General features: G+C 62.2%; 11 protein-coding genes. 5 read left to right on the top strand and 6 right to left on the bottom strand.

Annotation, left to right across the window (positions count from 1 at the left end; all coding sequences use genetic code 11):
• Nucleotides 1-138 precede the first annotated feature (138 nt).
• Nucleotides 139-816, top strand: coding sequence for a MarC family protein (locus KHO33_RS02555; protein ID WP_200561711.1), 678 nt, complete (start codon nt 139-141; stop codon nt 814-816).
• A gap of 94 nt (nt 817-910) precedes the next feature.
• Nucleotides 911-1,744 (top strand): class II glutamine amidotransferase, encoded by an 834-nt coding sequence (locus tag KHO33_RS02560; RefSeq protein ID WP_200561710.1) that lies wholly within the window; start codon nt 911-913, stop codon nt 1,742-1,744.
• Between the two features lie 5 nt (nt 1,745-1,749).
• On the opposite strand, the gene KHO33_RS02565 is transcribed toward KHO33_RS02560, so the two are convergent.
• Both KHO33_RS02565 and KHO33_RS02570 read right to left on the bottom strand, forming a co-directional pair.
• Nucleotides 1,750-3,501 carry a cobaltochelatase CobT-related protein gene (locus tag KHO33_RS02565; protein WP_200561708.1) on the bottom strand — a complete coding sequence of 584 codons (1,752 nt, stop codon included), beginning with the start codon at nt 3,499-3,501 and terminating at the stop codon, nt 1,750-1,752.
• A 38-nt stretch (nt 3,502-3,539) separates the two neighbouring features.
• Nucleotides 3,540-4,766 (bottom strand): AAA family ATPase, encoded by a 1,227-nt coding sequence (locus tag KHO33_RS02570; RefSeq protein WP_200562272.1) that lies wholly within the window; start codon nt 4,764-4,766, stop codon nt 3,540-3,542.
• A 285-nt stretch (nt 4,767-5,051) separates the two neighbouring features.
• Between KHO33_RS02570 and KHO33_RS02575 the strand changes: the two genes are divergently transcribed.
• The 3 genes from KHO33_RS02575 to tkt all read left to right on the top strand — a co-directional run bounded on the left by KHO33_RS02575 (nt 5,052) and on the right by tkt (nt 8,982).
• The gene (locus KHO33_RS02575; RefSeq protein ID WP_200562269.1) at nt 5,052-6,158 is read left to right on the top strand and encodes a porin; all 1,107 of its coding nucleotides are present in this window, start codon (nt 5,052-5,054) and stop codon (nt 6,156-6,158) included.
• Between the two features lie 263 nt (nt 6,159-6,421).
• Nucleotides 6,422-6,667 (top strand): DUF6723 family protein, encoded by a 246-nt coding sequence (locus KHO33_RS02580; RefSeq protein WP_093644253.1) that lies wholly within the window; start codon nt 6,422-6,424, stop codon nt 6,665-6,667.
• A gap of 230 nt (nt 6,668-6,897) precedes the next feature.
• Entirely contained in the window at nt 6,898-8,982 is a 2,085-nt protein-coding gene (gene tkt, locus KHO33_RS02585; RefSeq protein ID WP_200561706.1) for a transketolase, read from the top strand.
• A 32-nt stretch (nt 8,983-9,014) separates the two neighbouring features.
• Here the strand turns inward: tkt and zapE are convergent, their stop codons facing one another.
• The 4 genes from zapE to KHO33_RS02605 form a co-directional block, all read right to left on the bottom strand.
• Nucleotides 9,015-10,145 (bottom strand): cell division protein ZapE, encoded by a 1,131-nt coding sequence (gene zapE, locus KHO33_RS02590; RefSeq protein WP_200561704.1) that lies wholly within the window; start codon nt 10,143-10,145, stop codon nt 9,015-9,017.
• Between the two features lie 19 nt (nt 10,146-10,164).
• Nucleotides 10,165-12,483, bottom strand: coding sequence for a hybrid sensor histidine kinase/response regulator (locus KHO33_RS02595; protein WP_200561702.1), 2,319 nt, complete (start codon nt 12,481-12,483; stop codon nt 10,165-10,167).
• A 4-nt stretch (nt 12,484-12,487) separates the two neighbouring features.
• Nucleotides 12,488-13,294: an alpha/beta fold hydrolase gene (locus KHO33_RS02600; RefSeq protein ID WP_200561700.1), complete on the bottom strand. Its 807-nt coding sequence runs from the start codon at nt 13,292-13,294 to the stop codon at nt 12,488-12,490.
• Between the two features lie 126 nt (nt 13,295-13,420).
• Entirely contained in the window at nt 13,421-14,323 is a 903-nt protein-coding gene (locus KHO33_RS02605) for a YihY/virulence factor BrkB family protein (protein WP_200561698.1), read from the bottom strand.
• Between the last annotated feature and the right edge of the window lie 442 nt (nt 14,324-14,765).

Here is a 14,765-nt window from a genome sequence, read left to right on the forward strand (position 1 = left end):
CGCGATATCATCTGAGCCACGCAACGCGAGCATCAATCTGGACCGCCCGAAGGCGTCCGGCACTTCAACCTGGCGTGGCGCGCCGGTGGGCAGTCAGTCGATCAGCCCGCCCGCGCCGCTGCCCGAAACGGATCGCATATGGTCGAAAGTCTGATCTCGGACATTCTCTTTGGCTTCACCGGGCTGATCAGCATCATCAACCCAATCGGCATGGCGTTCGTCTTTCTCGACCGGACCGCATCGCTCACCACGGAAGACCGCACGGCGCTCGCCAAAAAAATCGCCTTCAACGTCATGTGCGTGCTGCTTGTCGCTTTCTTTGTCGGCACCCCGATTCTTCATTTCTTCGGCATCTCCATGGAGGCCTTGCGCATCGGCGGGGGCCTGGCGGTTGCCGTCGGCGGCTGGCAGATGCTCAACGCGCCCGACACGCAACCGGCCGAACAGCCGGCGGTCAAGCGCGTGGACGCGGACAACGCCATGTCGAAGGCGTTCTTCCCACTCACCATTCCGCTCACTACCGGGCCGGGTTCGATCGCTACCGCGGTCGCGCTGACCGCGAACCGCACGCATAAGCTCTCGGCGTTCGTGCTGTCGAGCATCGCGTCGGTGGTGATCTCGTTGCTGGTGGCGGCCACCGTGTATCTGATCTACAGCCGGGCGGTGGTGTTCGCCAAGTATCTCGGCGTGGACGGCACCAAGGTCGCCATGCGCGTCTCGTCGTTTCTGCTGCTGTGCATTGGCGTGCAGATTATCCTAACCGGTTTTTCGGAGTTCCTGACACCGATCGCACAGCTGCAACCCGTGGTCAAATAGCGGTCGGCGGCACGCGAGCCTGCTCGAGGCAGTGTGAGCTGTGCGAGGTTCGTCAGACATCTCGTCGCAATTCGTCGCAACCGGAGGGGAACTCATGTGCCGCTGGCTCGCTTATACCGGTAACGCGCTGCAACTCGAAACGGTGCTGTTCAACGCCAAACACTCCCTGATCGACCAGAGCCTGCATTCGCGGCTCGGCCAGACCACCACGAACGGCGATGGCTTCGGCATCGGCTGGTACGGTCAGCCCACCGACATCCCGTTTCGCTATCGCTGCATCCACCCCGCGTGGAGCGACCGCAATCTGCGCGAGGCGGCGCGGGCGATCCGTGCGCCGCTGTTCGTCGCGCACATCCGGGCGGCCACCGGCACGCCCTCGCAGGAGTCCAACTGTCATCCGTTCCGGTACGGGCGGTGGCTCTTCATGCATAACGGGCTGGTGCGTAACTTTCCGCTGGTACGCCGCGATCTGATGCTGGCGATCGATCCCGAGCTTTTCCCGTCAATCGAAGGTTCGACGGATTCCGAGGTGCTGTTTTTCCTCGCGCTGACCTTCGGTCTCGAACTCGCGCCGGTTACCGCGCTCGAGCGGATGGTAGGTTTTGTCGAGGACATTGGGCGCAAACACGGTGTCGATGAGCCGCTGAACATGACCGTATGCGCCACCGACGGCGAGCAGATCGTCGCGGTTCGCTATTCGAGCGAAGGGCAGTCGCGTTCGCTCTTCCACAGCACTTCGTTTCACCATCTGCATGAACTGTATCCGGACGATCCGCGCATCGCGACGGCCGGCGAAGACGCCTTCCTGGTGTTATCGGAACCGCTGTCGGATTTGCCGGGCTGGTGGGAGGAGATTCCGGAGAGCACGGCCGTGGTCGCGCGGGGCGGGGAGATCGATCAGTATCCGTTCAAGCCGCAACTGGCGTAGGCGCGTTAGCGCGTCAGCAGCATCGAACTCAACACCGAGAAGACCGTCGACGGCAATTCGGCCAGGCGGCTCACCACCACGTTGTGAGGATAGAAGTCCTCGACCGCATCGGTCAGCACGCCGATCCCCAGCAGTTCGATGCCGCGCTTCTGGATCGCCGCGACGCGTTCGCGCAGATCGTGGCGTAATACCTGCGGATCGCCGTCGCCGGTCGACGGATAGCCGTCGGAGAACACGATCAGGATGCGCCGCTCGGCTTGATGATCTGCGAGCCGCGTTGCCGCCCAGGCGAGCGCCTCACCGTCCGGATTCTCGTGACCGCAATCGATCGTGGCGATCCCGCTTGGATCGATCGCGCCAAAGCGTTTATAGACTTTCAGATCGAGTCGCTCGACAAAGCGGTTATAGCGCTGCATATCCGCGCCGGCCGCGAGTTGCCGCTCAAACAGTTGCTTCATCGGCCCGGATTCGAGCGAGCAATAACCGAGCACTTCGCAGTCGAACGACAACTGCGTCAGCGCATCGCACAGCGCGGTCGCGCACAGGCGCGCGAGCTCGATCTTGCGCCCGGCCATCGAACCGCTGCGATCGATCAGCAAACTCACGGCAACGTCGCGCCCTTTGGCAGCCCGCTGCGTGCGAAACGGCGTGCGGTAACCGGGCGAGGTCGCCAGTTTGGCGAGCGCGGTGCGGTCGATCTCGCCGCGTTCCTGTTCGCGGCGCCAACGGGTGCGCTCGTCGGCGCTCAGCGCACGTTCCAGTTTCTCCTTGAGCGGCGCGGTGTCCGCCCGGGCCTGCGCGCGAAGCTCGCGCCATGTCGCGCTGTCGCCTTGACCGGTGACGTCGGTGATCTCGTCGAATTCGGTGGCGAGAGGAATCGATAGTCGCGCGCGGGTGGTGTCTGGCACCACGCCGGCTTCGCCTTCGGAACGTGCCGACGCTTGCTGCGCATCGGCTAGCGATTGCCCCATGCCCACCGCATTTTCCGCTTGCGCGCCACCGCTTTTATCGGAGGGCGGTGAGGCCGCGTTGTCCTGGTCGGGCAGGGCCGTGTCGTCATCGTTGAGTGGCGCCGAGGACGACGCGGCGGTCTCCGTATCGATGTCCTCAACCGGATCCGCGGTGAACACCATGCTGTTGACATCGCCTGCCGACAAAGCCCGCACGCGCGCCACCAGGGCCTGCGCTGCAGCAATGCTATGCGCGGTGGAACGGCTTCCGCGCGACTCGTCCAGCAGATCCTGGGCAGCGTGCAGCGCGGCCAGCAGGGAATGGCTCGCTTCGGTCCGGGTCGGCTGTTCGTCCCATAGCGCGCGCTCCACCAGCCAGACCAGCCGGTCGCGCCAATGCAGCTTCGGCCAGCGCTGCCGCGCCCGCTCGGCGGCATGCACACGCAGTTTGCCGATGAACCAGCGCGCGCCCGGATACTCGTCGAGCAGTTGTACGCAGACGCGGCGATCCTCGATCACCTGCGCGAGATTCGCCGCCACGCCCGGCGGCAACGCGTCCATCTGTGCGAGCGACGAATGCTTGGCGCGTGCCACCAGCAGATCCAGATAGCCGATCAGCACGTCGCGCTCGACGCCGCCGCTCAACTCGTAATCGGGAATCACGATGCGGCCGGGTTCCACACGCGGCCCATCCGGACTGAAGGCGACCGTCACGCCGTATTGCCCGGTCAGCACGCGCGCCACTTTGCTGAGCGTCGATTCAAACGCGAAGCCTCGCGTGTCGCGCATTGGGTGCATGGCGTTCATGGTGCGTGTCGTGGTCAGCGCGTTGTGGTCACTTAGCGTCAGGCGGCCGGCGCAATGTGATGACGAACGATGCCGCGAATCAGCGCCGCGTCTTCGGGACTGACCTTCGCATAGATCGCAGGGCCAGCGGCACGTTCGGGGTCGCCGGTGCGCAGCATCAACTCGGCCCAGTCGAGCAGGCGCCGCGTGGAGAATGCGCTCGACAGGTCTTCGCGGGCGAACGCCGCGCGGCAGTCGGCGGCGATTGCGGCGAGGGTGGTGGCGAGCGCGCGTGGCATATGCGGGGCGAGGGTGCGCATCAGCACGTCGGCTTCTTCGGCGGGCGTCAGATAGTCCAGCATATAGACGCGCCAGCGATCGAGAAACGCCTCGTTCATCAGATTCGCGCCCTGATACAGATGACGGAACTGGCTCATCGCACCGACCGCATTCGCGGTAGCAAACAGCCGGAACGCGGGATGCGGCGCGACGATCTCATTGCCTTTCTCTTTCAGCACGAGGCGGCCGTGCGGTTCGAGCACGGCGGTGAGGGCGGCGAGAATCGACGGTTCGGCGAAATCGATTTCATCGACGATCAGCCAAAGGCCCTCGCGCATCGCCGTGGGCAGCACGCCGTCCACCCAGATCGTCTCGCCACCCTTGACCGTCCAGAAGCCGACAAAATCGCCGACGGTGGTTTGCCCATTCATGTTCGAGCGCAACACGCCGTGATGCGAGCGCGCGGCAACCTGTTCGATCAGGCTGGTCTTGCCGGCGCCGGTGTGGCCGATCAGCATGACGCGCCGGTTCTCCACGATGTCTTCGACGATGTCGTTAAAGCGCTCGGAAAACAGATAGGCCGGATTGACGCGCGGCACGAGCGGATTGTCGACGCCGCAGGGCACGTCGACACGACCGATGCGCACCGTTTCGCCCGCGCCCTCAACCTGCGAATGACGCTTCGCCGCCGAGGCCAGCGCCGCAACGCGCTGCAACTCCGGCATGAAGGCCACGCGCTCTGCCGCGCCTGCTTCGTCCGCGGCATCGGGCGTATCGATCGCAAAGCCTTCGCGGCGCCATTTCTTCAGCTTCGCGCGCAGGTTTTCCGCGTCGACCACCAGATCGATATCGACCGATCCGGTGCCGTTGCCGTCATCGACGCCATGTTCGAGCCGATAGTTTTCCGGCCGGTCCGCCACGCTGACGCGCCACCATTCCGCGCCGTTCTCCGTCGCACGTTGGTACAGGCCAAGGTTTTCGTCTTCGGTCAGTTCAGGCACGTTCATGGCGAGTGGCAAAGGATGAATGGGCAAACGATCAATGCGTTTCTATTTGGCTGATGCCGAATGACCGACTATCTTATCGTGAGTACCTTTCGATCTCATCGATGAGGATTTCTTTTGAGGCGCGCCAATTCCACTGCGGATTTTCAATGCCGGGCGCGCAGTCCGCAAATGCTTATTGCGTCAAACGGATAGGCCAGCAAGCACCGATCACCTATAGTTCGTGCGCGAAACGTGTAGTTTTACAACATTCTATTCTCGACAGAAGAAACTCACGGCAAAACAATGATGAGACTACATACAAAATTAGTGGCCGCGCTGGCGGTAATCAGTCCGCTGGCCTATGGTCAAACCAGCGTGTCGTTATATGGCCGTCTCGACGGCGGCGTGGAATACCTGAATCACATCAATAATGGCGCGGGCGGCAGTTCGACCCGTTGGAGCGCTGAAGGCGGCGATTGGGGCACCAGTATGCTGGGCCTCAAAGGCAATGAAGATCTGGGCGGCGGCCTGAATGCGATCCTCAACCTCGAAACCGGTCTGCAAATCATGAACGGCACTACAGGTGGCGGACGGTTGTGGTCACGGCGTGCTTTCGTCGGCCTGAAGAGCGAGCAATGGGGCACGCTGCAGGCCGGGCGCAATCTGTTTATCGATAGCGACGGCGTGTGGGAATTCGACCCGTTCGTGCAGGAGGCATTTTCGTCGGCATCGCTCGTGCGCGGACGCAACTGGCAGCAGACCAGCAACAATGTCGAGTATCACAGCCCGGTGTTCTGGGGCTTCGACGTGCAGGCGCAATACGCCTTCGGCAATCAGGCGGGCGCATTCAACAGCGGTGCATCGGGCGAGTTTGGCCGCTCCGACGGCATCATGCTGACGTATCACTCGCCGCTCTTCGACGTGCGCGGCATCTACGACGAACTGCGTGACAGCAACGGCCGCTTCACCAACGTCTTCCAGGCCTCGCGCGAATATTTTGCCGGTGCGAATGTGCATTTCGATGCGTGGAAGATCCAGGGCGCGTATACGCATTACTCGGCGCCGGATTCACCGGTGGGCGTGGCCGACAGTGCCGATCACTACTGGCTCGGCGCGACGTACAACATCCAGTCGCGCTGGGCGGTGACGGCGGGCGGCTATTACATCCATGTCGGCGACGGCGGCAGCGATGCCGCGCACGATCCGTCCGGCCACGCGATGATGTACGTGCTCGGCACCACCTATAACCTCTCGAAGCGGACTTTCGTGTACGGCACGGTGGGCTACGTGCGCAACGGCAGCAACTCGAATTTTTCGCTTGAAGCGTCGCCGCGCGATGCCACCAATAACACGAGTCCACTTGCGGGCGAATCGCAAACCGGCGCGTATGTCGGGATGCTGCATCAGTTTTAATGCGGCTTTAGCGGTACGTTCGTAACGGCCATCCATGCGACGGCTGCCGCAACCCGTCGCGGTATCAACAACCGCATGCCGATTTGCCCAGGCGCACTGGAACCGGGTTCACCGGATTTCCAGTGCTGGCTGTTTTACTTCCCCTCCCAATTTCGCTGAGCTAATCCCGTTTCGGGTGGAACAGGTATTGCTGGACGCCGGTACGCATGCTGCCATTCGCATTGGCGCACCGGAGCAGAGGTACAGGGATAAGGGATATAAACATGGCGCGACATAAGGCCGACGTGGTTGACGACGACTTCGAGATTTACGCCAGCTATCACGGAACAGGCGACGGCCGTTACATAGGTGGATTGAAGGTCGTCAGAAAAGCCGACAGGCGGATTCTGTTTCCATTCGATGGCGCGCCGGAGATTGGCCCATACGCGACCGCCGACGAGGCGCGCCGCGCGGCAATCGACTACGGCCGCGAGATTGTGGCCGCCGACCGTGCGGCCCCCGAAAAGTAACGCGCCAGGTAAAGCCGCAAGCCGTTTGAAAGAACTACCTCCAATCATCAGCACAACGCGGCACAGGATGTAACGCGCCGTGCAGATTTACGCGCATCGGCGCATCATCGATGAGCCTTGTGGTCCTCAAGCGTTCTTCCACGTTCTTCCAGACGAACACCGGTCGCCGACCACGCCGATTCAATACGCGTCCCGGCGATGCCTCCAACCGCCGAACAAGGAGTGTCCCCATGCAAAACGATCCCGCCCTCGATCAGTTGTGCATCAACACGATTCGCACGCTGTCGATGGACGCTGTGCAAAAGGCCAATTCCGGTCACCCCGGCACGCCGATGGCCTTGGCGCCGGTCGCCTACCATCTGTGGCAAAACCACCTTGTTTATGATCCGGACGAGCCACTGTGGCCGAATCGCGACCGCTTCGTGCTCTCGGTGGGGCACGCGTCGATGCTGTTGTATTCGCTGTTGCATCTGGCGAACGTCAAGGCCGTGGACCACGACGGCAAGCCGACCGGTTCACCCGCCGTCTCGCTCGACGACATCGAACATTTCCGCCAGCTCGACAGCAACACGCCTGGCCACCCCGAATACCGTATGACCACCGGCGTGGAGACGACCACCGGGCCGCTCGGCCAGGGGCTGGGCAATAGCGTCGGCATGGCGATGGCGGCACGCTGGCACGAGAGCCACTTCAACAAACCCGATGCGCCGCTGTTCGATTACCGCGTCTACGCGCTATGCGGCGACGGCGACATGATGGAAGGCATCTCGCACGAAGCGGCGTCGCTGGCAGGGCATCTGAAGCTGTCGAATCTCATCTGGATCTACGACAGCAACCGCATCACCATTGAGGGCCACACCGACCTCGCTTATAGCGACGACGTGGAGAGCCGGTTCCGTGGCTACAACTGGCACACGCTGCATGTGAACGACGCCAACGACGCCGCGGCGCTCGAAGCCGCGTTTGTTGAAGCGAAAAGCATCACGGACAGGCCGACGCTGATCGTGGTCCACAGCATCATCGGCTGGGGCGCGCCGCACAAGCAGGACACGTCCGCCGCGCACGGCGAGGCGCTCGGTGTCGAAGAAGTGGCGCTGACCAAGAAGTTCTATGGCTGGCCCGAAGACAAGTTCTTCTACGTGCCGGACGGCGTACATGAACGCTTCGCGCAGGGTATCGGCGCGCGCGGCAAGGCGGCGCGCGAGGCATGGCTCGCGAAGTACGACGCATACAACAAGCAATACCCGGAACTGGCACGCGAATTCGCGCAGATGGAAGCGCACGAATTGCCGGAGGGCTGGGACAGCGGCATCCCCACGTTCGATGCCGATCCGAAGGGCATCGCCTCGCGCGATTCCTCAGGCAAGGTGCTCAACGCGATTGCCGCGCGTGTGCCCTGGATGATCGGCGGTGCGGCCGATCTCTCGCCGTCCACCAAAACGAATCTGAAATTCGAAGGCGCCGGCAGTTTCGAAGCCGACAACTATGGCGGATGCAACCTGCACTTCGGGATTCGCGAGCACGGCATGGGCGCGGCCGTGAACGGGCTCGCGTTGTCGAATATGCGGCCGTTCGGCTCGACCTTCCTGATTTTCAGCGACTACATGAAGCCGCCGATTCGTCTTTCCGCAATCATGGAAGTGCCGGCGATCTACGTGTTCACGCACGATTCGATCGGCGTCGGCGAAGATGGTCCGACCCATCAGCCGATCGAGCAACTGGCTTCGCTGCGTGGCGTGCCAGGACTGACCGTGCTGCGCCCGGGCGACGCGAATGAAGTCGCCGAAGCGTGGCGCGTGGCGATGTCGCATCCGCGGCGGCCGTCGTGCATCATCGTGTCGCGTCAGGCCTTGCCGACCCTGGACCGCACGCGCTATGCGTCGGCGAAAGGTGTGCAGAAGGGCGCTTATGTGCTTGCCGATGCGCCTGACGGGCAGAAGCCTGAAGTGATTCTGCTCACCACGGGCAGCGAATTGTCACTATGCGCCGACGTCTACGAGAAGCTCAAGAGTGAAGGGATCGCGGCGCGGGTGGTGTCGATGCCGTCGTGGGACCTCTTCGAGCTACAGGGTGAGGCCTATCAGGATTCCGTGTTGCCGCCCGATGTGGATGCGCGCGTGGCCGTCGAGCAGGCAGGAACGCTGGGTTGGGATCGCTATGTCGGTCGGCTCGGCGCGCAGGTGGTGATGCATACGTTCGGCGCGTCCGCGCCGCTCGCCGATCTGAAGAAGAAGTTTGGCTTCACGCCAGACCATGTATATGACGCGGCGAAGCAGCAGATTGCGCGAGTGAAGGCCAAGAGCGGCAAGGCGTAGCGTTTGTTTGCAGAGGGTCGTTCACACCGCTGTCATGGTTGAGCGACCGTCTGCACGACTGTCTGCGCGGCGGCAATCTCAGTCTTGCCCGCCGTGTTGTCGAGCGTGCTGCGATAGCCGCGCGATTGCATTTCGGCGAGCCTGCTCAGCGTTCTCGACAGATCGTGTGCGCCTTCGAGTCCACTCAGCGCCGCCTCGATCGGCTGATCCGACGCGATGAACAGCGCGCATTTGCGGTCGTAGAAGATATCGACAAGCCATATGAGCCGCTGCAGCGTATGCGCCTGGGCAAGCCACTCAGTGCGCACCTGGTCGAGAATCAGACCGTGCCAATGCTCGGCGAGGTCCAGGTAGTCAAGGTGCGAACGGCTCGCCACGCACAGGTTTTCGAAGTCCGCCCATAGCAAGGCGGCACCCGCGGCGTGTGCGGCGAGCGGCCGGCCTGCCGCGCTGACGGTGGCAGGCTCCAGCGTCTCGTTGCCTTCATAGCGCTCGAAAATTTGCAGAAGCGCGTCGCCGGTTGCCGCGTCGAGCGGCGCAAAAAAGTGCGACAGCGCGGCTTCTTCGCCGCCGAAACGGTAATCGCGTGCGCCGTCGAAGTGAATCACCGTGAAGCAACGTTTGATCTGTTCGATCGTCGGCAGGAAGCGCTCGTGAAACTCCGGGTCGGACAGCAGCGCGTCCGGTGCATAGTTCGAGGTGAGCACGATGCGCGTGCCCAGGCCGATCGCGGTATCGAGAAACCGGCCCATCAGGAACGCGTCGGCGATATCGTGCACGTGAAATTCGTCGAAGCACAGCAGCTCCACGCCGTCGAGCCATTGTCGCGAGACCGAACCCAGCCGGTCGTCGCCACGCGGCTCATTCACCAGACGCCGGTTCATCTCGCGCAGAAATTCGTGGAAATGCAGGCGCCGCTTCCGGCAGCTTGCCAGCTCGAATACCGTGTCGACCACCAGGCTTTTGCCCCGACCGGGCAAGCCGTGGCAGTAGACGCCCTGATGTGCCGGCGTGGAGCCGGGCTTTGCGCGGCTCCCGTTTGGCCCGCTTGTTCCATTTGCGCCCAGTAACGTGACGAGCGCCGCGATGGCATCGCGTTGGGTTGCATCGGGAACGATGTCGCGCGCGGCGAGGGCACTGACTACGTGAGCTTCATCGAGCATAGGCTGAAGTTTCCGTCCGTTAGCGGTTCAATACGCGTTGTAATTCCCGCGGATCGACAGGCTTGGTGAAGTGATGGTCGAAGCCCGCTTCTTCAGCGGTCTGCTTGTCCTGCTGCTGACCCCAGCCGGTAACGGCGATCAGCAGAATGCCGGCGTCATGATGCTCGTGGCGAATGCGCCGCGCCAATTCATAGCCGTTCAGGCGCGGCAAGCCGATATCGAGAATCACCGCCTGCGGCGCAAATTCGCCGATCAGCTCCAGCCCGGCGATGCCGTCGCCGGCTGTGCGCACCTCGTGGCCTTCGAGTTCGAGCACCATGGCGAGACTATCGGCGGCGTCCGCGTTGTCGTCGACGATCACGACGCGCAAGCCCGCCGTGCGTGGCATCTCGGCCGGCACATTCTCCGGCTGCGGGGTCGCTTTCGATAGCGGCAGCCGGATCACGAACTCGCTGCCGCTGCCAGGACCGCTGCTGAATGCGGCGACCGTACCGCCGTGCAGTTCGGCGAGGCCGCGCACCAACGCGAGACCGATACCGAGACCGCCTTGCGAGCGCTCCAGCGCCGGAGCGAGTTGCGAGAACATCTCGAACACGCTGTCCAGATGCTCGCGCGGAATGCCGATGCCGGAATCGCGTACGACGATCACGGCTTCATCGCCTTCGCGCTCCGCAGCGAGCGAGATGCTGCCGCTGGGCGGCGTGTACTTGGCGGCATTGTTCAGCAGGTTCAGGATCATCTGTGACAGGCGCGTGGGATCGGCGTCGAGATAGAGTGGCTCGCGCGGCAGCGTCATGCTCAGATGATGCGCCGACGCCTGCACGGTGGGCTGCGCCGCCTCCATGGCGGATTGCATCGCACGCGCGAGTTCGAGCCGCTGCTTGCGCAACTCGAGCTTGCCCTGGGTGATGCGCGACACTTCCAACAGATCGTCGACCAGATGCGTCATGTGTTGCAATTGCCGGTCGAACACGTCGCGAGACCAGCTCAATTGCGGGTCGGCGAATTCCTTAAGGCGCAGGATTTCGAGCACGTTGCGCATCGGTGCGAGTGGATTGCGCAGCTCATGCGCGAGCGTGGCGAGAAATTCGTCCTTGCGGCGATCGGCTTTTGAAAGTTCCAGATTCAGCCGCTGCAATTGCTGTTCGGCACGCCTGCGCCCGGTGATGTCGCGGCTCACGCTGACCGCGCCATAGATGTCGCCGCGCGCATTGGCCAGCGGCTTGACCACTGTTTCGCAGACCCCGCGAGTGCCGTCGCGCCGCACGAAAGTCAGTTCGCGACGCCACGTGCCGTCAGCGGCGAGCGCGGCGAACACTTCCCGATGGATGCGTAACGCGTCTTCCGGCGGATAAAACATGGCGATCGGCTTGCCGAGAACTTCGCGCCTGCGATAACCCAGCACGCGCTCGCCCCCGGCGTTGAAATCGGTGATGTTGCCGCGCAGATCGGTGATAACGAGCGCGTCGCTCAGGTGTTCGAAAATCGCCGCCTGACGCAGCAGCACGGTCTGCGCATCCTTGCGCTCGGTGATGTCGATGCCGAGGCCGTAAATTGTCAGCGGTTCGCCCTGACTGTTATAGGTGGCGCGGCCGCGGCCTTCCATCCAGCACCAGTCGCCGCTTGCATGCAGGAAGCGGAATTCGGCGACGTAGTCGTCACCGCTTTTCACCGCATGATCGACTGCCTCGTTGAGCGCGATCAGATCGCCGGGATGAATCAGTTCGAAAAAGCCGCTGGGCATTTTCGCAAACCGTCCCTCGGCGTAGCCCGCGAGCGCTTCGAGTTCGCGGCTCCACCAGAATTTGTCTGACTTCGGCTCGTGCGACCATGCACCCATGCGTGCCCCGCGCATTGCGAGGCTCAGCACGTCACGGCTTTCCTGCAACTCTTTCTGCGCGAGTTGATGCGCGGCGACAGAGGCTTCCGCGTTGCGGCGCGCAAGCAGCAACTCCTGCTCGTACTTGTGACGATCCGCGACAATCAGCACTGCCACTTCGACGTAACTACTTTCGCCGTGACTGCGACGCACGGCGTTGAGCAGCATCGGCACCGTGTGGCCGTCGCGATGCATCATGTTCAATTTGACCTCGGCCACCGAGCCTTGCATCTGCAGAAGCGGCGCCCAGTGCGTCTGGTAGAACACTTTGCCGCCGGTGGTCAGAAGGTCCTGAATGCGCTTCGTTATGGCGAGTTCAACCGCTTGATAGCCGAGCCAGGCGCAGAAGGTCGAGTTCACGCGCAGGATGCAGCCGTCTGTGTCGGTCAGGAGCAGGCCGCAGGCGGCGTGCTCGAACAACACATCGGCAGACGGCAGCGGACGGTCCGTGCTTTGCATTGTCTTACAGGCTCATCGGCTCGAGGAAGGTGCGCATGGCCGCTGCGCTCGCACTGGGAGAACTCAGATGCGGACAATGGCCGACGTTCTCGATGACGTGCAGTGTGCTGGCCGGCATCATTCTTTTCATGTATTCGCCGACCGAGCGCGGCGCGATGATGTCGTCGCTGCATTGCAGGATCAGCGCAGGCGTGACGATGCGCGGCAGTATCGCGCGGTGATCGGAGAGAAACGTGACACGGGCGAAGTGCCGCGCGATCTCGGGATCGGTGCGACAGAAGCTGTTGGTCAGTTCGATGCCGAGTTCGGGCTGCTCGGGCGCGCCCATGATGGCCGGCGCCATCGTGCTCGACCAGCCGAGGTAATTGCTTTCGAGCGTGCGCAACAGGTCCTCGATATCTTCGCGCGAAAAGCCGCCGACATAGTCGCCGTCATTCACATAGCATGGCGACGGGCCTACCATGATGTGCGCGGCAAACAGATCTGGCGCTTCGAGACCGGCGATCAGGCCGATCATGGCGCTTACCGAGTGGCCGACGAACACCACGGGCCCCTCGGCGGCGACATCATTGACGATCTCGATCAGGTCGGCCGCATAGCCGTTCAGCGAGCCGTACTTGTCGAAGTCGTACGCGGACAGATCAGAAGCGCCGCTGCCGACGAGGTCGAACATCACTGTTCTGTATTCGCCATGGAACGACGGTGCGAGGTAACGCCACATGCTCTGATCGCAACCAAAGCCGTGCGCCATCACCATGGTCCGTTGGCCGGAACCGGAGACTTTTACGTTGTTGCGCTTGCTGATGCTCATTACCGAGTCCTGAGGCCTGCGGACCCAAGCGGTGGATACGCCAGGCCCGGCATGTAATGGGGCAATGTTACCGCAGTCTTGCCGTCGGGCCGTGCGTGATGTGCGGCTGCAAGGGTGCGATATCTCTCACGCGGTTTTGATTTCCTGCGGTGGTGCTTCAGCCGGCTCGAGTCCGAATCGTTCGTATTGCGAAATCACCTGCGCGCCGAACAGAAGCAGGGTAGCGAGCCACTCCAGGCTGAACAGGATCACGATCGCCATGGTCAGCGAACCGTACACCACACTGACCTGCGACAGCGTTGCAAAATACCAGACCAGCACATGCCTTGTGATCTCCCACAGTACGGCAGCAACAATTCCACCGAACAGTGCGTGCTTGAGGGAAGGGCGTCCAACCGGCATGACCATATAAATTGACGTCAACACAAAAATCTCGCCCGCGAGGCCGAGCAGATACAACACCACGCGCGACAAGCCCTGCAACGAAACATGCAGGCCAAATAGTTCGACACCCTCGGCCCCGACAGCCTCAAGGCCGCTCGACACGAACGTCACGATCAATAGTCCAATGCCGAGAAAGAGGATGTAGCAATAGGGCAGCAGCGCAGAGAGCAAAAAGTGTCGTCGCCGCACCACCACCCGGTGTACGAAAATCAACGACATCGCGTTCTCGAGCACCGTGAATGCGAGCGAACTGAAAAAGATCATGGTCAGCAACAGAACCCATCCGATCACGGCGCGATGCGCCAGAAAATTGGCCAGCTCGCGTACCAGCGCAGTGGATTGCCCCGGCACCAGCCACTGCAACAGATGCCCCAGCGCTGCCAGCAGAACGTGCTGCGGCACGAGCCGTGACAATACGATCACGATAAGAATCATCAGCGGCACAATCGACAATAACGCGTAATAAGCGACCGCTCCCGCGAGCAGCAAACCCTGGTTCGCGCGGAAGGCTTTCAACGTCTGCAGCACAAACGTGCCGGGATGTTTCGCGACATACAGCGCGTGCTCATCGATGATGGTTGGCATGGCGTCTCACGGTGTGCGTCATCGGGCTTGCTGGAAAGCAGTCCGTCTCAGCGCTTACGCATATTCGTAGCAAGAACGCAGCCAGCCCCGACCACCGTGCGGGATAACCCGCAGGCAGGGTTATCAAGACGATGCCGTTTTCCGACAAAATTTCGCGTTTTTCTCCATCCGGGATTTGAGTGTTTTCCCCAACTCGCCGCGACTATATTTGCTCGTATACAACGGGCTGATGATGTCATGGTGAATACGAAGCTATGCGCAATGCACGTAGCAAGGGCGGCATGCACGGCGGAAGTGCGTTTGATCCGTACTTCAACGCAATATCCCGTGCTTGCGCACGATGTGTTGGGAGGCGTCAAGACAGCATTAATCAGGAAGCGGCAGTCCGCGCAGTGCGGTATGGTGATGAGGTAGCGCGTGTGCAGCGGCGGATCGGGCGCGG

It is taken from the genome of Paraburkholderia nemoris, from assembly GCF_905221015.1.
Taxonomy (GTDB): domain Bacteria; phylum Pseudomonadota; class Gammaproteobacteria; order Burkholderiales; family Burkholderiaceae; genus Paraburkholderia; species Paraburkholderia nemoris.